The following is an 18481-nucleotide window of genomic DNA, read 5'->3' as shown; positions in this document are numbered from 1 at the left end:
AATGGAGGCTACCATCCAAGTACAAGAAGAATTTGAAAATCTAATTGAGCAGTTAGAAAGGCTTAAGAGCATAAACGAACTTACCTCTACAAATACTGGCAACGCTAACCGTGTAATAGCTGAGGTTGATGCCTTTATTAGAAGTTCTCAGGAATATACGGAAACGTTAGAAGCTGATATGAAGCTTAAATCTGCTAAGATTGAGGACCTTCTTTCAAAATTAGAAGCTTCTGTACAGCAGATGGACAATGAGGCAAAAAAGCTTTCATCCCATATAGGTGAAGCATTTAGTGATTATAAGAATATCACTAAGGAAGAGTTTCATACTAATTTCTTAGATGTCAAGGAAGTTTTCGAAGACTGTGTAGATAGAATAGGTAATTTAAAATTTGAGTTGAATAATGCCTTCATTGAACAGGCTTCATCATTCAGAAAAACACAAGATTCGAACAGCCTAAAAATATCAGAAAAGCTTGAAACAACCAGAATAGAAATATTAGAAAAGATAACGGGTATAAACCAGCAATCTACTTCTCAACACAAAAGTTTAAAAGAATCAATCTCAATTCTACAGGATAATTTCCGCAAGCAGGAGATAAAAACTGAAAAAGGCTTAAAACTTCAAAAATATCTGCTTATAGCTACTCTTTCCACCATTGGTGTAGTTGGAAGTATACTTAGCTTAGCTGCTTTGGCTTACCTTCTTTAAAATGAATAATATATATTATACAGATTCATAGCGACATACTTTGGCGTTCTGATATCTTACTTTTGGTGCATATTAATAGTAAGACTCAAATGCAACCGAATAGACATTTCCTAAATACTTACAAACCAGAATGTTTTAACCTTAAAGAGACAACTTCAAAGATGAAAATCTCTGAGGTGTTCGCAGAGCGTCATTGCGGATACCTGAATGAGTTGGCTTTGTTTATTGCTCATTTCAATTCAATCCCCAATATCATCCATGAGATAGAGATAGATTGCAAAAAAGCTAATTCATGGTTCAATGGAATGTATGGTACTGAGGTCAAAGACTCATTCTATAACAAAATATATTTCAACCAGGGCAAGAAAGCCGAATTAGACGACATCTTCTACTTTATATATGAAGACCTGCTCGTAGACTTTGACACGCATTCTTCGGTAGTAAGGTTCCTGTTCAGGAAAACCGCTATCACCAAGATTGAGGAAATCATCAAGGGAATCCGCAAATTCAGAAAACGTAAAGAAAGAAGGAAACCAGAGATATCTGTGCTGGTACAATCAAGCAAAGGAATCGTCTCAAAAACACTTAAGGTTTTAAAGCCTAAACTGAATATTGAAGACAACTATAACAGTGATTTCAAAGATGTTCACCAAACGATTCTCAAACGGCTCTCCAAAAACAACGACAAAGGTATTGTCCTGCTGCACGGTAAGCCAGGCACAGGTAAGACCTCTTACATCCGTTATTTGGTGTCTTCTCTGAAGAAGAATGTTATTTTTCTTCCGCCTTCCATGGCCACTGCCATCACCAACCCCGACCTACTACCTATCTTGATGGCCAACCCGAACTCAGTGTTCGTGATTGAGGATGCGGAAAACATCGTGGTAGACAGAGAAAGAAATGGAAGCTCAGCGGTATCAGCACTTTTGAATATCTCCGATGGCCTTCTATCAGACTGCCTAAACATCCAAATTATTTGCTCTTTTAACACAGACATCTCCAAGATAGATAGCGCATTGCTAAGGAAAGGTAGGCTGATTGCACGGTACGAATTCAAGGAATTGGAAACCGAAAAAGCAAATGCTCTTTCCGAGAAGCTTAGTTTATCGGTGACATTTCAAATCCCCATGGCATTGACTGCCATCTATAACCATGAAGAAGCTGACTACCAGCATTCGTTGGGCAAAAAGCTTATTGGTTTTAGTATATAGCATTTAAAATATACATACTTTTAGAAAAGGCTTTCAAGTACGTAATAGCCCCTAAAGTACCTTATAAGGCAAACAGTACTATTCTCCTATTTTCTCTAACCCTTAATAAAAAATCACTATCACATGGAAACATCTACTACAATCAAAAAGGTCTTGATGGGCAACAAGATTTTTGTTCCTACCTACCAACGAGCCTACTCTTGGGATACAGAAACTGAATCAGGAGAAAAACTGAAACAAACTAATGTTTTCCTTTCAGATTTAGAAGATTACATAAAAAGCTCTACCAAAACACCTTACTATTTCGGACACTTCTTGTTCCAGGAAATTAGTGACACTGAATACGGGGTAATAGATGGCCAACAAAGACTTACTACTATAGTCATATTCCTTTCTGCATTATTCAAACGATTAAGGTCACTTAGAAGCTTAACCGAAGCAGAGGAAGATTCAATTGACTATATGATAAAAAAGAAGTCTTTCTATAGGTTTGACACCGTAGATTATGACAAGCAACTATTCAGAGATTATGTAGTTGACCATACAAAGATTGACAAGAACGGGCTGGAAACTGAATCAGCGAAACGTATTGTTTCTGCCTTTGATTATTTCACCCTTTGCCTTTCTGATAAGAATGAGGAATATCTAACAAAGATGTTAGATGCGGTACAAAATTCTTCGTGTACTACCCATCCCGTGACTGACGAGGCTGAAGCTATCCAGATGTTCATTTTCCAGAACAACAGAGGTAAAAAGCCATCCAATTTGGAAATCATAAAGGCTGAGTTCATGTATAATATTCACCTATATGGTGGTGATGATACGCCAGCTCTTATTGAGGAAATTAAAGAAAGATTTGAAAAAATTTATAAATCTATTTCATCAATAGAATACAAAATCAAAGAAGATGATGTATTACTCTTTACATTGAGAGTATATTTCAATTCCCTCTCAGAGGCAAATGCTACTGATAAAATTGAAGGCATCCTATCAAAAGGAGACCCCATACCATTTATCAAAGAGTTCACCCGCTCTTTAGCTGTAAGCTTTGAACATCTTACTACATTCTTCAGTAAGGATGAAAGGATATATTCTGAGATTCATTCTTTGGTTACCCTCGGAGGAATTGGCTTGGCTGTTCCTTTCATCATCAAGGCTTATACCTTTAACATTGATAAAGAAGAGTTAAGGCATCTTTGTGCTTCCCTTGAATCTATCATACTGCGCCATCGCCTAATAAAAACCAAGGCTGATTTAGCATCAAGGCTCAATGATGTCTATCAAAAATTCACACAGGGAAGCCCAGATGTTTACGCTATCATAGGCAGGATTGACTGGATGAAGGATGTACCAAATGAATCATGGTGGTGGTCATATTGGAATAACTCTGAATTAAATAAATCTATACAGGGTAAAATCTCACATTCTACTGCAAAACATCTTCTTTGGAAATATGAGAATCACCTTGGTAGCCAAGGGAAAAGTGGATACACTTTACGGTATGACAGTATCAAAAAACCTCATTTAGAGCATATTGCCCCACAAACAGAGAATCCAGCAAGTGGATACAATGAATATGACGAAGAATTCAGGAAGCAGTTTATTGATTGCATAGGTAATTATTTGCTACTGTCTGAAAACCATAACTGCTCTATAGGAAATTTACCTTTCAATATTAAAAGAGATACATACAAGCATCTGGCTCAGCAATGGGAAATCCAGCAGATGGCAGATGCCACTGATATCTGGTCTAAAGACCACATTACTAAACGTAAAGCAAAGATTTCTGAATTTGTCCTTAACAATATTTAGCACCAAGTGTCTAAAAGGGGTTACATATCACGTTACCTGATGGTTCTTCGTAGGTTAAAGGCTAAGCCCTACTCCACCTACGAAGAACTGAAAGGTTATATGGAGAACCAGTACGGTTACCTTCAGATGCAGGATGATACATTGGATTTCAAGATGTCTATCCGCACCTTCCAAAGAGACATCAAAGAAATCAGGGACCTTTTCGGTATTGATATTGAGTATTCCAAAGCAAGAAAAGGTTACCATATCATTCAAACCGAGTCAGAGAACCTTAATTTCCAGAGGATGCTGGAAGCATTTGATATGTTCAATTCGCTCAACCTTGCCCATGACCTTAGGCAATATGTCCATTTGGAGTCCCGCAGGCCACAGGGTACGGAGAACCTCTACGGGTTCCTGCATGCCATCAAAAATAGGTTCAGAGTCAGGTTCACCTATCAGAAATTCTGGGAAGAGGCGGTCAGCAACCGTGCGGTAGAGCCATATGCCATGAAAGAATTTAAGAACAGATGGTATGTGATAGCCAAAGACAGCAAAGACGGAAATATAAAAAGCTTCGCACTTGACCGTCTTTCAGACCTTGAAATCACCAACTTCTCATTTGTGTATCCAAATGATTTTAACATCGAGGAAATGTACCGCACCTTCTTCGGTATCATAAGCCCTTTTGGTGAGGTACCGCAGGATATAATCCTTTCATTTGACCCGTTCCAAGGTAAATACATCAAGACATTGCCGCTTCATCACACACAGAAAATAATAACCAGCAATGATGAAGAGTTAAGGGTTAGCCTGAACCTATGCATCACCTACGACTTTATGATGGAATTGCTTTCATTTGGCGACAGCATGAAGATACTGCAACCAGAATCATTGGCCATGGATGTAAAATCTGCCCATGAAAAAGCATTTGGGCAATACTAAACTGATAGGTAGAATTTAGTTGTACCTACGTTTTGGAGTTGGTAGTTTAGACAAAACGAAAAAGAGCTTAACACATACATGTTAAGCTCTTTTTGATGATGGACATTAAATATCAATTCGTGGTTTCTTTAACCTTACTTTGTTTCTTACCAACCACCGTATTGATTTTCCATTTCCTTAACAAAGCATCATACCCTGCGTGATTGAATTCTAAATCAGATTCCTGGCTCATACATATATCCATTAACCTGATATCGAATTTCTCAATATGCACACCATAGCCTTCTCCTTTTTCAACTCTGATATATCTAAAGCACAACCTCTTTTTGCGTATGCTCCTATACACGACTCGCTCTACCAACTTAATGTCTGATAACATTTGACTGCACATACAATTCGAGCCGTAGCAGCACTTATATTCTCCATCTTTGCTCTTTGCAATAACTACTAAATCATTATCATTTAATCGTTTATAAAACATTTCATTAGTCTTATCGCCTCTACTCTTTCTTTCTTCCTTCATTATATAATAAGTTAAATACCTTCATTATACAGTAGGAAATGATTAAGTTTTATTGCTAAGTTAAAATTTCTTTAGAACTTAATAATTTTTTTTGCTAACATAATAACAGTCAGAATATTATACACTATAATATTCTGACTACGCTTAATAACCCCATACTTCCAGTAGAGATTGACATCACTGGAAAGCCTCAAATTCCTTTGTTTCAAGGAAAAGCCAACATCCACAGACCTTCTTATAAACCGTAAGCCATTCTCCTTCTACAGAGTGGTATGATTTGGTGCAATTAACTCTATATAAAAGAATTTAATGCACTGTTTCATACCACCCACACATAATCTCTCCAGAAGGCAGAGCCGAACAAACTCTCATTTTTCCAATACCTTATTTAGAATTATCCTAAATATATAAGCTAAATAAAACTTTATCTTTTTTCCTTGTACAAAGCCATATCAAATAACAATGACATGGAAAAGAGAATACAGATACTAAAAAGAATGGAGGCTAACCTAAGACTTACAAGCCATATCAATTCAATACAAGATTACCTTAACCTGATGCACAGATACAGGAATTACATTGTGGAGTTCAACAAATTGGGGTATGCTTTGGCTAAAAGACTACTAAAAGGAAACCACCTACGAATACCTATGTCACAGCTTGGCATTAAGTTGTACCTCGATGTGCCTAACAATAGGTTGGTATTCAGGAATGAAAGCGTAGTCACTTTCTACCTAAATCAAAAGGACGGCCTATCTATTGACCAACTAATTGACCTATATGATAATAGGTCTTTCAATGTCATAAAGGCAAATATTGATACACCCTTAATAATCTCTGGTCAGGTATTGACGCAGTTACCTGCGGCAGTATTCAATCAAAAGGTTGACTGTGACATAAACGAGATAATCCGCCTTCTGAATAACCTCAGAGTAACCAAATTAGATAGGATACTGGAATGGGCTTAGATACCCATGGCTCTTTCAGGGAGCTACTTACCATTTGCATTCATGGAATGAATCTTTGTTGATATATACATAAGTGTAGCAAGGCTACCCAAAAACTAAAACAGAATATGCATATCAACAAAAGAACTGAGAAGACCATGAAGGTATCCCCAGAGAACTTCGCTTACCTAAGCGATTTGAAAAACTCCATTAGGGAGCTTACTGGCCTTAACGCCAGTTTCAATGACGTGCTTGCCATGGTAAGGCACAGCTTCCCCACGGAGCAGATGGTTGAGCGGCTGACCATAATAGCCGCAGAAAAACGAATTAAACGAAATGACAATCAATGATGGAAAAGAAAACACCAACAAACCATACAATAATAGGCAGATAAGCATTTACAGAAACTTCAATCATGGCCTATGCGAATTGAACAAAGACCCTTTTTATAAGAAGACTCACTCGCTCACCATCAAACATATTCATGAGGTCGTGAAGCTGGGAGGTGACCTACATGGTGTGGATGATTATAAGAAAAAGATAAGTCACATAAGGGTAACCAACAAAGCAAAGCATGAATTCATAAAGAAAGGTCTGCCAAGCTTTACCGTCTCGGCAGACTTCGAAGAAAACAGGAAAATAGGCCACCCAATGGCCTATACCCAAATCATGTGCTTCGACTTTGACAACCTGACAACGGCACAAACAGTTGCTTTTCTTAAAAAACTCAAGAAATGGGAGTACACCCTTCTCGCCTTTAGGTCACCGAGCGGCACAGGTGTTAAGCTGTTTATCTGCGTGGACAGCTATGAGAACCAGCACACCATTGTATACAAATGCCTGGAACTATACTTGGTAGGATTATTCGGTTTAGCGACTGACCCAAGTTGTGTAGACTATTCAAGGCTATGTTTCTTCAGCTATGACCGTGACGCCTACTATAATCCCTTAGCGTCATGTATCAACACAAAGCAGCTAATGGTGCGCTACCAAGGGTCCTTGGGCAATAGTGGCAATGAGTCTGGAATGGATTTAGAAATTATAGATTACAGTGCCGTAAATACAGGCTCCGTCAGTTCTGTTTTCCATAGCCTGGTAAACCAGCTACGTGAAAATGGTTTAGATTGGATAGACGGACAAAGGAACAGCTTCCTATTGGAGATATGCAAGCTGAAGAAATGGGGTATTACGCTCCATGAAGCTGTAGCAGAGACAATGTCATTCATCAACAGAAGGTATACCAGCGATTACAACGAAGCTACCATACCAGAAAAACTTCGCTATCACTGGCAAAACTACTATAGTTGCTATGACATCCCAGAACCTCCTAAGGCCGCTAAGCTACAGGTTCAGCAATACCTGACGGAGCATATAGAGACCATCAAGGCCGAGCTTCAGGAAAAGCGCATTATCTTCATAGACGCACCGACTGGCGCAGGAAAAACCACTCTCATTAAACGTCTTGCAAAGGAAATGCAACTAAAGACGGACATACTGATGCCCACGACCGCCCTTGTGGAACAGCAGACGGATATCACGGGCATAACGGGCAAAAAGGCATTAACCGCAGCACAGGTTGAGGCGGATGTATTGGCCTGCTGCTACAACAGCATCGCCAAGGTTCAGGAAAGGGGTTCAAGACTGCTTGTGATAGACGAGGCGCACTCATTGGTGTCTGATTACGGCTTCAAGAACAAGACCGTACAGGACATACAGCGCAATTTGGCCAGGTATGACTACATCATCTACCTATCTGGAAGCATGCTCACGCTGAACGGGTATTACTCACCTGAAAATCTACTGAGTTTCGAGAAAAAGAGCCGCTTCAACTATGAATACCAAATCGTGGAGCTTTCGCAGGGTAGTACGGACAAAGAGTACTTCATTAGCAACATAGACACCATGAAACTTAATGTTTTCTATCAAAACGACAAATCCGTGTTGGATAACCTCTACCAATACCTTACAAAAGAAGGGTACAATGTGGCCTATATCAGCAGGGATAAAAAAGAAGAGGCAGAATACAGGGGTATTGTGGAGAATAGCAGTTTGAAAGGCTATGACGTGCTTTTGACCACATGCGTGATACAGGCGGGTGTAAACATCACGGACTGCGACAAAGAGCCAGTAATCACGTTTGGGAGAAGCGCAGACCTGATTGATTACATCCAATTCACTGCAAGGTTCAGGAGTGACAAACCATTAATCAAAATCATCCATTCAAACAGGGTCAGCAAGTTAAAGCTGAGTGACATCTCTGGATTGAAAGACCGCATTGAGATTGAGAAGCAGATGCTTGAGAAGGCGAATGAGCGTAACAAGGTGCGTCATTACGGCTCCACCTACCTGGAAGCGGATAGTATCGTGAAAGGATATGATATGGTCTTTGAGGACTATGAAGGGAACTACATCACCGACAACTTCAGGCTCCTGTACGCAAACTATTTGACCTTGTGCCATAACGTCAAGAGCAACGTCAGGTTATTGAAACGTTACCTGAGCCAATACCACTTCACTGAGATTGGGCATGAATCAGTGGAAGTGGACAGGGGCAAATCCAAGCAACTGAAGAAAGTGAGTAGAAACAACAGTGCGGAGATAAAGGTTAGGACACAGAAAGTCATTGACTCAATTTTGTCTGGTACCCATATCTTCAATGAATCAACAGACAAAGTCACAGTTGAGATAGAGCGAAAGTATAGGTTACTTTCAAATTACCTCACCAGCAGAGACATAAAGAATAAAACTTCGTTACTTACCTCTAATTCATTGTTTGAGCTTAACAAAAGCAGGATTACCTATATCCTGGCAGAGAAAGAGATTACGGCAGAACGGAAGGTGGACGACAACGTGCAGGTGCAGTATGAACGCCTTAAGAATCTGGAATCACTATTAACGGATAACACTACCTACAGTGGTAAAAAGTTGAGAGCTATGATAAAAAGCTGTGGTTTGGACACAATAGGAAAATCATATATAAACAACACCTTAGGAGTTCTTTATTACTTCGACAGAAGTCGTAACGGTCAGTCCTATACCGTTAAAGGCAGGATAAAAGAGACAGAGCTTATCTCAAAGAAGGTTGAATTCCAATCTATGGTAGTATCACTTTTTTAGAAATAGCCTGTAGTCTGGCGCAGAGCAGGTATGTATAGACCTGTTGAAGAAGAACATGAAGAAGTATAAACTGGTCGCCATAAGGTTTTTTTTAAAGCAAATCCATGACAACCAATCTGATTTCAGGAGGTTCATTGACGCTGCTCTGGTAGGTACCGTCTATCATATGATGATAAGTGACTTTTCACTGATAGGTAAGAAAATGAACAAGAATAAAGTAAAAGTTTTAAGGTACTATTTAGCGATGATGAACAGTGTCTAAAAAAGCAAGGAGAAGCTTAAACTATTGTATCCAAACCTTGTAAAAACATGTGAGATTCTTAATGGTAAGAATAGGCCGTATCCATTGCCGAAGCTTCTGCAAAGATTAGAATTAACAATTTGGTTGATATAATGGCCATAGAAGCCATCAATCAAGGCTGTGACACATTTACCACGGTTCATGATTCGTTTCTATGTAGCACATCATATGTGCCATTATTCAGGCATGTCTTAGGTCATGTGTTCAACAAAATTGGACTACCTGTACCAATGCTGAAATAGAAATTTGTTAGATTTATTTGATATTCAAAAGATAGTGCCATGAAAGCAAATGTGTTTTCATGGCACTATCTTCATATTGCAGGTAGTTTATAGGGAAAAAAGAGGGCTCGAGCTTTAAATAAGTTTAAGGAAATGACTAAACATCCACTACCCACAAAGTGCAGATAAGCGTATGTTCACGTTTACACAGTAGTTGTAGCCAATTTAGATACTATAATCTTTAATCAGTTTTCCATCCTTAATCAACAAATAAGCTTTCATGATTCTCATAGACGACTTTATACAAGGCTTTTCTGATACTTTCCCCAACCAAAAGGATTTACAGCCATGGGAGATAACTGACAATCTTAAAGAAATACTGCGTAAGATGATTTCACATCTTGGCGAAGATTATATAATAGAGGATGGCATAGCTGTGCATAAAACCGCTATAGTTGAAAAAGGAGTTGTGATGAAAAGCCCAGTAATAGTAAACAAAGACTGTTATATCGGGGCTAATGCTTATTTCAGAGAAGGCGTTTACCTTGATAGCGCTGTTAAAGTCGGACCAGGCTGTGAAATAAAAAGTAGTATCATTTGCTCAGAAACCGCAGTTGCCCATTTTAATTACATTGGCAATAGCATCTTAGGTAAATACATTAATTTTGAAGCTGGTTCTATTGCTGCCAATCACTATAATGAAAGGGCTTTAAAGAAAATATCAGTTGTACATGATTTTGAAATAATTGAAACAGGCACGGAAAAATTCGGTTCTCTGGTTGGGGATAATTCCAGAATAGGTGCAAATGCAGTTTTATCCCCTGGTACCATACTAAAGAAAAATAGTGTTGTAAAAAGGCTTGAACTAATAGAACAGCACAAAACTGAATAAATAAAAAAACTTACTATAACATCAGCTAAAAAGCATTGAAACACTTCTTAGCCCTTTGCAAACTTGATAAAGAAAATGCTTACGATTTCGCCTTCGAAACCTTGACATCCTTTGAGTTGTTCTTCCACTACTGAGCCAAGGCGTACAACTGCTTAAAGTCATTTTTTTCTAAATGGTAAAAATTTAACTCCTGCGGGAAGGGAAATCTTTCTTCGTTGTCTTTGATATAGCTCAGGAAGCCATTGTAGCTGTGGCGTAGCCATGGAGACAAACCAATTCTCTTTATTTTATTTGTTGTACAGTACTGAAGCAAACGCTCGAAGCTGTAGTCTTTCAGTATCTCTACATCTGGGGCAACACTTTTTATGTTGTCGGTCTCTAAAGGAGAGCAGCGGATGAAGAGCTTCCTTGTGCCGTAGTCTTCCCAAATGTTCTTACGCTGCACAGTAATGGTTCGTGAACCCAATTTGAATGTAGAAGGCTCACCTGTTTGCTTTTTGACCTTCCAGACAAAGCACTTCTTATATCTATAGTAGTCTGAGAAAATCTTAGGGTCAAGATAATCTACGTCATTTTCATCCAATACGGTAGCTAATTGGGGCAGATTGAACATCTTCTTCCATTTCCGTTGGCCATAATAACCAGGGCAGGCCACATGGATATATTCTTCTTTCATCAGCGGGAGAATGTTCGAAAAAATTCCTTGGTTCTGGATTGGTACGTGTCCGTTGCCTTCTGAAAGACCCTCGTTGATACAGACAAATGCGTCCAGCTTAGCCCCCACTTCTTTTAGCAGCCCCGTGGCTAATGTGGCCGTAAGCCCGATTTTAATGACCTTCTGGTCGAAGCAAATCACATCCTTAAATGAGTGGTCAATCAGGATTACATTTTCAAATGGAAGCTCTTTATAACCTTCTCTGATTCTCGTACCTGATGCAAAATAAGCTAAACTCCTACCCCGTTTCAACCTTTCTGACAATATGAATTTCATTTCAAACATATCATTGCTGGTTAAATTGGTAGTGGCTCTATGCATGTATAGCTGGGTTCAGTTAAAGATAAAGTAACTTGCTGAAGAATATTTTTCTTTTATAAAGTTAAGAAAAATCCTGGCAAAATCCTAAACAAAATGTCTAAATGTATTAGCCCCTAACTATCGGCTCAACACTTTCAATTAAATTATTTAAGATAAAAGTGGTAGATTCTTCACTTAGCTCTCTCGTTGATTGGCCTGCCCAAATGCTTACAAAATCTATATTCTCCTTAGCTTTTGCGGTGGCACGAAGTAGGTTCGTCAGCTTGTTTTGGTAAGGGTAAGGAAGAATGTAGCCACTCTGTTCCATTTTTTCAATGAAAGCATTCTTGATTCCCCTTGCGTAACGGCCTGAAAAGCTTTTGGTCAGTACGGTGTCGTTTTCTTTGATAACCGCTAACCTGTCTTTCTCAAAACGGTTCAATGCGCTCTCAACCGAACTCAAAAGCAAACTGCCGATTTGGCATCCTTCCGCTCCCAGGGCTTTGGCTGCAATCAATGTCCTACCGTTATAAATGCCACCTGCATATATCAGTGGTGCCTTAACTGAGTCATAAACTTGCGCAAGCAAAGATAATCCCCCTATTTTCGGTATTTCATCTGAGGCAAAGGTTCCACGATGCCCACCTGCTTCTATACCTTGAACACAAATCAGGTCAATACCAGATTGCTCAAGAATAAGGGCTTCTTTTACGGATGTGCAAGTTCCCATCAAAGTCACCCCGTGGCTCTTCAATCTTTGAATACTAACTCCATCAAGGTTGCCAAATGTGAAACTAAGGATGTTGCATCCCTCTGAGATGATAGCATCCAATTGCTCCTGGTAAGTTGTAAGTTTTATCTCATTGATGTCTGGAAGCTCTACATCCAGTTTCTGGTATTCTGCAAACTGCTCGATAAACCGTTTGGCTTCTTCGTATTTAACCTTAAGTTCGTCACTGAGCTGAGGGATTTCATTGACGAAGATATTTACTGCGAAATCTTTGGTTGTCAACCGTCTGGTAGCCCGTATCAGGTCAACACATTTCTCGGCAGGAAGGTCACCTAATGGTAATGAACCTAAACATTCTGCCTTAGCAGCAGCAGCTACCATCTCTGGGGAAGAAACCCCAAACATTGGTGCCTGTATTATTGGGTATTTAATTTTGAGAAGCTTAGTAAGAACGGCAGAATGTATCATGATTTTAAAGCAAAGCTAATGAATAAACCCAACCCATTTATTTGTTATAAGTACGGAGCCAATTTATCACAAGATGTTTGTTGGAGGTGATATTGTAAGGTTGATTATAAAGAAATGGAATTAGTGCTTCAGAGTTTAGGATAGAAAAAGATTATGACATTATCCGTAGGACAAAAGCTATAAGCGTAAAACTATGGGGTGTTGAGATTAAACACCTGTTGTCATTTGATTTCAATACCTGCCACAGCAACTATCCATTTCAAGATGGTCAGGAATTCACCGAAATCGCTTGGGTATTAGTTAGAGCCGTAGGATTTGATATTGAACCCATCTCCTTTCGCTTTTATCTCCCACTGCGTACCATCACAGATAGAATTATCATTATAACTTCTCTTCCAAGTACTTAATTTAAGGAACACAACCAGCAACTCCCAATCATACTTTTCCAATAAAGTAAATATTAATTCTTGCTTTACCATCTTAGCACAAAATCAAAGTATTCTATTTGTCATTAAAAAACCGAATATTCTTAGGTCAACTCAAAAATTATATATTAACAAAAAAAGAACTTATATAAATTTTCAACCCCTAATACAAAGATAATATATATGCTTGTAAGGTGTCTTTTTAGCAGTGAACAATTGGATATACTTGGTCGTTTGATAAGCAAATACACTAATTAAAAGGTAAAAAAAGAATAAATATGGAACACTTGAAAGAACAGTATTTTAATGAAAAAGGCCTGCTTGTTGCTAAAACACAAGAAACTACTTTTGACAATGAAAGGTTTAGTAGAATTAAAAATATAACAGTTGATATGTGCGATTTTATTCAGCACGGATTCTCTGAGAACACCGAACGGTACACTGTTATTTATTTTCCTAAAAAACACTCTAAAGACTTATTCGCAAGGTTAGTAGTGGAGTATTTCAAAAACAACAACAAAGTATACCGTACTTGTTTATCTCTTAATTGCACATCAACTAAGATATTGAGCCTATATCAGCAAAATGTCAAGATGATAAATGGCACCAACTCTTTGTAAACATCTGATTTATTAAACAATGACACAAGAACAGTTAAAAAACGCCCCTATAGACATATTATACGCAATGTGGAAATATGCAAAGACGAAAGAAGAGCAGGATATCATAGATACTGAGTTCAGGCAGAGAGGTATTGACTTGAACGCAAAATTAGAAAAGCCTAAAATTAGACGATTGGACAAAAGGTAGTAAATAAGTTAATTCGGGGTGGTAGATTATGCTACCATTATTGCATAACTTTACTCCATTGTAAAATATGCACTTGACCATTTTTCTGCTATAGGCTTATTCAGGAATCAAAATAATTACTAATCTTTTTCATTAAAACATATTAGTCCTTCTTTAAATGACAATTTCAGTGAGCTGTAACAGAACCAAGGGCGAATTCAAATTATATTGATAAATTCTTTATAAATATTATTTGAATTCGCCCCAATTAGCACAACGAGCAACCCATTAAAACAGACCACTCTTCACTTATGTGTAAGCTAACCTAAATAAATACAACATAGCAACTTTACCACTTGCTCCATGCTTATAAAAATCAAAGTTTAGGTGAGTTTTCTGGTAAATTTCATTCAAATACTACAGAAAGGAACCATGTGCGGAAGATACTCCGTAATACCCAAAAAGGACAGCAAATCACATCTGGGCAAAATTCTTGCTGAAACAGTGGAGCAGGCGCATTACAATGCAGCACCATCGCAGAGCCTACCTGTCGTGACAAACGAGAAACCCAATACCGTCCAATTCTTCTCATGGGGTCTGCTACCATTCTGGGCGAAAGACACGAAGGCGGTGAAAAGGCCAATCAACGCCAGGGCTGAGACCATCACCGAGAAACCTTCTTTCCGAAACCTGCTGAAATTAAAGAGGTGCCTTGTGCCAGCGGACGGTTTCTTCGAATGGAAAGTTACCGACCATGGGAAAGTGCCTCACAGGATAACCATGAAGGACGGTGACCTATTCAGCTTCGCTGGCCTCTGGGATGAATGGTTGGACAAATCAACGGGTGAAATAATTAATACCTTCTCCATCATCACGGCATCCGCTAATGAACTCGTGAACCCCATACATGACCGCATGCCAGTGATTCTCTCCCCAGAGGCCGAGGAACTATGGTTGGACGGTAATGAGTCTCAGCAGGGCTTTATTTCGCTGCTCCAACCGTTTGACGCAGATAAGATGATGGCCTACCCTGTCTCTACGCTTGTCAACTCTGCAACCAACAACGTTCCTGAGGTAATAAACTCTCTTTGAAATGTCTTGATGGCCAACAAGTTCCACCAGATATTGTGGACAATCCAAATTAGCTGTTGAAAATTTCAGCTAATTATTTTAGTTATTGACTCAGTTGTTTGCGTATTTGCTAATATTATTAGTAAAAACTAATACAGGCATGTGCATAGACAGAGTTATACCAATCAATCCGCTTGTACTGGAACCCGTAGATTTCTCTTTCGCAGAGGGAATAGAGATACCGCTTTTCCATTGCGAGATTTCAGCGGGATTTCCATCGCCCGCAAATGACTATCTCGGTGAGAAGATAGACCTCTCCACATACCTCGTGCAACGCCCAACCACCACCTATATGCTGAAGGTGCGTGGCTCTTCCATGGTGGACGCTGACATCAACGAAGGAGACATACTGGTGATTGACAAGTCACTCAAGCCCATTGACGGTAAGCCTGTGATTTTCTTCGTGGACGGTGAGTTCACCGTGAAGACCTTCAAAAGAATAAACGGTAAGGCTTTCCTAATGCCAGCCAACCCCGCCTACCGCCCCATCGAGCTTACCGAGGAAATGAACCTACAGGTCTGGGGCGTGGTGATTTGGGTCATACACAAGCCTTAATCATCATGACATCCTTATTTGCTCTGGTGGACTGTAACTCCTTCTACTGCTCATGTGAGCGTGTATTCCAGCCTGACCTGAACGGAAAGGCCGTGGTAGTACTCTCCAACAACGATGGGTGCGTGATAGCACGTAGCAATGAGGCGAAGGAACTCGGCATTCCCATGGGTGAGCCTTTTTTCAAGATAAGGCGCATGGTGGAGAACGGTCAGGTGCGTGCCTTTTCTTCCAACTATGAGCTGTATGGTGATTTGAGTGATAGGGTGATGCAGACGCTCTCCCATTTCACGCCCTGCATCGAGGTATATTCCATAGACGAGTGCTTCCTTGACCTTAGCAACTTCTACAAGAAAGACCTGTTCGCCTATGCGCATGAGATTAAGGCAACTGTTCTGCAATGGACTGGCATACCCGTCTCGGTCGGCATAGCACCCACCAAGGCACTTGCGAAGGTGGCAAACAGACTCGCCAAGAAGTCAAGGAAAGCGAACGGTGTGCTTGTGCTGACAGACCCATACCACATCAAAAAAGCATTAGAGGCCACCAGCATAGAAGATGTATGGGGCATCGGTCGCCAGTACGCCAGGTTCCTTAGGACACGAAACGTACAGACTGCACTGGACTTCACCAATCTATCCGAGAATTGGGTGAGGCAGCACATGACCATCGTGGGTGTGAGATTGTTGAAGGAACTTCGTGGAGAGTCTTGCCTGGAACTGGAAGAGGTTGCCCCATCTAAAAAAGGGATTTGCACATCCAGGAGCTTTGGTAAGAAAGCTGATAGCTTTGAAGTACTTCAAGAGGCCACCGCCTCATATGCAGCGAAGTGCGCCAAGAAACTGAGGCGGCAGAAAAGCTGCGAAAGGCTCGTCACGGTTTTCGTCACCACCAACAGGTTCTCAGAAAACGACAGACAGTACTCCAACAGCAAGACAGTTTGTTTACCAGTGGCCTCGAACTCAGACATTGAGTTAATCCATTACGCATGCATAGCCCTTAAAGCTATCTACAGAGACGGTTACTGGTATAAGAAGTCTGGCGTGATTGTCACCGACATAGTGCCAGAGACCCAGATTCAGTACGACCTCCTTGATACGGTGGACAGGGGCAAGCATAATAAGCTCATGGGTGTGCTGGACGGTCTCACAGATAGGTTCGGTAGGGATAAGGTCAAAGTGGCGACCCAGGGCATTGATGGTGTCTGGCAGTTGAAGCGGGATTTCAAGTCACCCTGCTACACCACCAGAATAAGCGATTTGCAGAGCGTATATGTTAAATAAGTACTCATGTAATGCTGTTAGTGACTGTTAGTGAAAATCAGTGTTTCTTTCACTAAAACCTATTTAAAAGCCAAATCACCTAATTTGACAGGTGATGATTCAAAATTATAGTTTCTATAATCTTTCAAAGAGAACAAATTTTCACTTTCACTAACACAATCGAAATTGTCACTAACAAATCACCATTTTGTTAGTGACAATTTAATTCCTAAAAACAAAAAAGCCTCTCTACATTGCGCAAAGAGGCTTTTTATTGTTTCACTCATTAAGAGTGGTGTGATCCCGCTGGGATTCGAACCCAGGACCCATACATTAAAAGTGTATTGCTCTACCAGCTGAGCTACAGAATCAGGTAATTAAAAGGTGGTAAAAAAGCCTTTCCGACGTTGGGGCCGGAAAGGCTTTTGGTGATCAGTGATCCCGCTGGGATTCGAACCCAGGACCCATACATTAAAAGTGTATTGCTCTACCAGCTGAGCTACAGAATCTTTTTACTACCTTTGCTTGGGAGGGCGTTCCCCTCATTTGCGATGCAAAAGTATAACCCCTTTCTGAAAATGCCAAACATTTTTCGCAAATTCTACCTGCTTTTTTACGTCACGGGCTTCTTCTGGATACAACCTGTTATGGCTCAATCTCCTAGCGAAAAACTAGCCCAGGCAGATTTTTTATATAACCAACACCGCTACACCCAAGCCCTCCAGATTTACGAACAGTTACTCTCCCAGAAGCGGATTTACTCGCCGCAGATGCTCCTGAAAATGGCCTACATCCATGAAGGACTTCAGCAATACACCCAGTCCATGCATTACCTGCAGCTGTACTACAGCAAACACCCCAGCCGCTCTGTCCTCCGGAAAATGGAGGAGGTAGGCCTGCAACAGCACCTCTCTGGCTACGAGTACACCGACTGGAACTTCTTCAAGACCCAGTTTTATAAATACTATACCCAGATTCTGGAGTTGCTGTTGGTGATGGCGGTTATCTCTATCACGCTGCTGCTGGTAAACTGGAGCAAGAAGAAACCCATCAGCCCAGAAATCAAACTCATGGTGCTGGCCTACCTGGCATTTGTCTTCTACTTTGCCAATTTCCTGAGTTTAGACCAGCAAGGCATTATCCGGAACAGCAATGTCCCCATCATGGCAGCCCCCTCGGCAGGCGCTGGCTTGGTAGCTACCGTTAGCCTGGGCCACAAAGTGAATATCTTGGGTGAGCAGGACATCTGGTACCGCATTGAATGGGAAGACCAGACCGCCTACATCAGAAAGAACAACTTACTCCTCCTGCCGCAGCCGCTGGGTGACAAGAACCTTTTCTGAAATCTCACCCAAGTGTAGCAACACTTATGCTGGCAACATTTCCACGCTAACTCCACCTCCAGAGCGCCACTTCACTACTTTGTTACTATAGTACATAGGCATAGATAC

Annotated in this window: 16 protein-coding genes and 2 tRNA genes; 13 read left to right on the top strand and 5 right to left on the bottom strand. The window is 40.3% G+C overall.

Annotated features, from left to right (window positions below; translation table 11 throughout):
• The first annotated feature begins 1 nt into the window (after position 1).
• The 4 genes from FOA19_RS20345 (at position 2) to FOA19_RS20330 (ending at position 4656) form a co-directional block, all read left to right on the top strand.
• The gene (locus FOA19_RS20345) at positions 2-709 is read left to right on the top strand and encodes a hypothetical protein (protein WP_149092670.1); all 708 of its coding nucleotides are present in this window, start codon (positions 2-4) and stop codon (positions 707-709) included.
• 161 nt (positions 710-870) lie between these two features.
• Positions 871-1920 (top strand): AAA family ATPase, encoded by a 1050-nt coding sequence (locus FOA19_RS20340; RefSeq protein WP_190300489.1) that lies wholly within the window; start codon positions 871-873, stop codon positions 1918-1920.
• A 123-nt stretch (positions 1921-2043) separates the two neighbouring features.
• Positions 2044-3732, top strand: a complete 1689-nt coding sequence (locus tag FOA19_RS20335; protein ID WP_149092668.1) for a DUF262 domain-containing protein — start codon at positions 2044-2046, stop codon at positions 3730-3732.
• Between the two features lie 6 nt (positions 3733-3738).
• Complete coding sequence (locus tag FOA19_RS20330) at positions 3739-4656, top strand: helix-turn-helix transcriptional regulator (RefSeq protein ID WP_149092667.1); 918 nt, start codon at positions 3739-3741, stop codon at positions 4654-4656.
• A 112-nt stretch (positions 4657-4768) separates the two neighbouring features.
• Here the strand turns inward: FOA19_RS20330 and FOA19_RS20325 are convergent, their stop codons facing one another.
• The gene (locus FOA19_RS20325) at positions 4769-5179 is read right to left on the bottom strand and encodes a hypothetical protein (protein ID WP_149092666.1); all 411 of its coding nucleotides are present in this window, start codon (positions 5177-5179) and stop codon (positions 4769-4771) included.
• A gap of 467 nt (positions 5180-5646) precedes the next feature.
• Here FOA19_RS20325 and FOA19_RS20320 point away from each other — a divergent pair, with 467 nt between their 5' ends.
• From FOA19_RS20320 to FOA19_RS20305, 4 genes are all read left to right on the top strand, one after another.
• Positions 5647-6147: a hypothetical protein gene (locus FOA19_RS20320; protein WP_149092665.1), complete on the top strand. Its 501-nt coding sequence runs from the start codon at positions 5647-5649 to the stop codon at positions 6145-6147.
• Positions 6148-6254: 107 nt separating this feature from the next.
• The gene (locus FOA19_RS20315; protein ID WP_149092664.1) at positions 6255-6476 is read left to right on the top strand and encodes a hypothetical protein; all 222 of its coding nucleotides are present in this window, start codon (positions 6255-6257) and stop codon (positions 6474-6476) included.
• Positions 6463-9243: a BT4734/BF3469 family protein gene (locus tag FOA19_RS20310; RefSeq protein WP_149092663.1), complete on the top strand. Its 2781-nt coding sequence runs from the start codon at positions 6463-6465 to the stop codon at positions 9241-9243. Before FOA19_RS20315 ends, FOA19_RS20310 begins: the two co-directional genes overlap by 14 nt.
• 802 nt (positions 9244-10045) lie before the next feature.
• Complete coding sequence (locus tag FOA19_RS20305) at positions 10046-10657, top strand: DapH/DapD/GlmU-related protein (RefSeq protein WP_149092662.1); 612 nt, start codon at positions 10046-10048, stop codon at positions 10655-10657.
• A gap of 127 nt (positions 10658-10784) precedes the next feature.
• Here FOA19_RS20305 and FOA19_RS20300 read toward each other — a convergent pair whose 3' ends face one another.
• Both FOA19_RS20300 and FOA19_RS20295 read right to left on the bottom strand, forming a co-directional pair.
• The gene (locus FOA19_RS20300) at positions 10785-11693 is read right to left on the bottom strand and encodes a hypothetical protein (protein WP_190300488.1); all 909 of its coding nucleotides are present in this window, start codon (positions 11691-11693) and stop codon (positions 10785-10787) included.
• Positions 11694-11799: 106 nt separating this feature from the next.
• Complete coding sequence (locus FOA19_RS20295; RefSeq protein WP_149092660.1) at positions 11800-12870, bottom strand: NAD(P)H-dependent flavin oxidoreductase; 1071 nt, start codon at positions 12868-12870, stop codon at positions 11800-11802.
• A gap of 703 nt (positions 12871-13573) precedes the next feature.
• Between FOA19_RS20295 and FOA19_RS20290 the strand changes: the two genes are divergently transcribed.
• From FOA19_RS20290 to FOA19_RS20275, 4 genes are all read left to right on the top strand, one after another.
• Positions 13574-13915 (top strand): hypothetical protein, encoded by a 342-nt coding sequence (locus FOA19_RS20290; RefSeq protein ID WP_149092659.1) that lies wholly within the window; start codon positions 13574-13576, stop codon positions 13913-13915.
• A 556-nt stretch (positions 13916-14471) separates the two neighbouring features.
• Positions 14472-15176, top strand: coding sequence for an SOS response-associated peptidase (locus FOA19_RS20285; RefSeq protein WP_223808997.1), 705 nt, complete (start codon positions 14472-14474; stop codon positions 15174-15176).
• 139 nt (positions 15177-15315) lie between these two features.
• Entirely contained in the window at positions 15316-15771 is a 456-nt protein-coding gene (locus FOA19_RS20280) for a LexA family protein (RefSeq protein WP_149092657.1), read from the top strand.
• Positions 15772-15776: 5 nt separating this feature from the next.
• Positions 15777-17051: a Y-family DNA polymerase gene (locus tag FOA19_RS20275; protein WP_149092656.1), complete on the top strand. Its 1275-nt coding sequence runs from the start codon at positions 15777-15779 to the stop codon at positions 17049-17051.
• 277 nt (positions 17052-17328) lie between these two features.
• Here the strand turns inward: FOA19_RS20275 and FOA19_RS20270 are convergent.
• Positions 17329-17401, bottom strand: a tRNA-Lys gene (locus FOA19_RS20270).
• A gap of 65 nt (positions 17402-17466) precedes the next feature.
• Positions 17467-17539: transfer RNA gene (locus FOA19_RS20265), tRNA-Lys, on the bottom strand.
• 138 nt (positions 17540-17677) lie between these two features.
• Between FOA19_RS20265 and FOA19_RS20260 the strand changes: the two genes are divergently transcribed.
• Positions 17678-18373, top strand: coding sequence for an SH3 domain-containing protein (locus FOA19_RS20260; protein ID WP_223808996.1), 696 nt, complete (start codon positions 17678-17680; stop codon positions 18371-18373).
• The last annotated feature ends 108 nt before the right edge of the window (positions 18374-18481 follow it).

The sequence above is a fragment of the Rufibacter hautae genome (assembly GCF_008271695.1).
GTDB lineage: Bacteria > Bacteroidota > Bacteroidia > Cytophagales > Hymenobacteraceae > Nibribacter > Nibribacter hautae.
The sequence above is the reverse complement of the archived record's forward strand: the minus strand, read 5'-3'. Positions and strand labels throughout refer to the sequence as shown.

What these genes read in the sequence shown, in the direction of transcription:
- FOA19_RS20345 (WP_149092670.1), top strand. Translation starts at nt 2, where the DNA reads ATGGAGGCTACCATCCAAGTACAAGAAGAATTTGAAAATCTAATTGAG.
- FOA19_RS20340 (WP_190300489.1), top strand. Translation starts at nt 871, where the DNA reads ATGAAAATCTCTGAGGTGTTCGCAGAGCGTCATTGCGGATACCTGAAT.
- FOA19_RS20335 (WP_149092668.1), top strand. Translation starts at nt 2,044, where the DNA reads ATGGAAACATCTACTACAATCAAAAAGGTCTTGATGGGCAACAAGATT.
- FOA19_RS20325 (WP_149092666.1), bottom strand. Translation starts at nt 5,179, where the DNA reads ATGAAGGAAGAAAGAAAGAGTAGAGGCGATAAGACTAATGAAATGTTT.
- FOA19_RS20320 (WP_149092665.1), top strand. Translation starts at nt 5,647, where the DNA reads ATGGAAAAGAGAATACAGATACTAAAAAGAATGGAGGCTAACCTAAGA.
- FOA19_RS20315 (WP_149092664.1), top strand. Translation starts at nt 6,255, where the DNA reads ATGCATATCAACAAAAGAACTGAGAAGACCATGAAGGTATCCCCAGAG.
- FOA19_RS20310 (WP_149092663.1), top strand. Translation starts at nt 6,463, where the DNA reads ATGACAATCAATGATGGAAAAGAAAACACCAACAAACCATACAATAAT.
- FOA19_RS20305 (WP_149092662.1), top strand. Translation starts at nt 10,046, where the DNA reads ATGATTCTCATAGACGACTTTATACAAGGCTTTTCTGATACTTTCCCC.
- FOA19_RS20300 (WP_190300488.1), bottom strand. Translation starts at nt 11,693, where the DNA reads ATGCATAGAGCCACTACCAATTTAACCAGCAATGATATGTTTGAAATG.
- FOA19_RS20295 (WP_149092660.1), bottom strand. Translation starts at nt 12,870, where the DNA reads ATGATACATTCTGCCGTTCTTACTAAGCTTCTCAAAATTAAATACCCA.
- FOA19_RS20290 (WP_149092659.1), top strand. Translation starts at nt 13,574, where the DNA reads ATGGAACACTTGAAAGAACAGTATTTTAATGAAAAAGGCCTGCTTGTT.
- FOA19_RS20280 (WP_149092657.1), top strand. Translation starts at nt 15,316, where the DNA reads ATGTGCATAGACAGAGTTATACCAATCAATCCGCTTGTACTGGAACCC.
- FOA19_RS20275 (WP_149092656.1), top strand. Translation starts at nt 15,777, where the DNA reads ATGACATCCTTATTTGCTCTGGTGGACTGTAACTCCTTCTACTGCTCA.
- FOA19_RS20260 (WP_223808996.1), top strand. Translation starts at nt 17,678, where the DNA reads ATGGCTCAATCTCCTAGCGAAAAACTAGCCCAGGCAGATTTTTTATAT.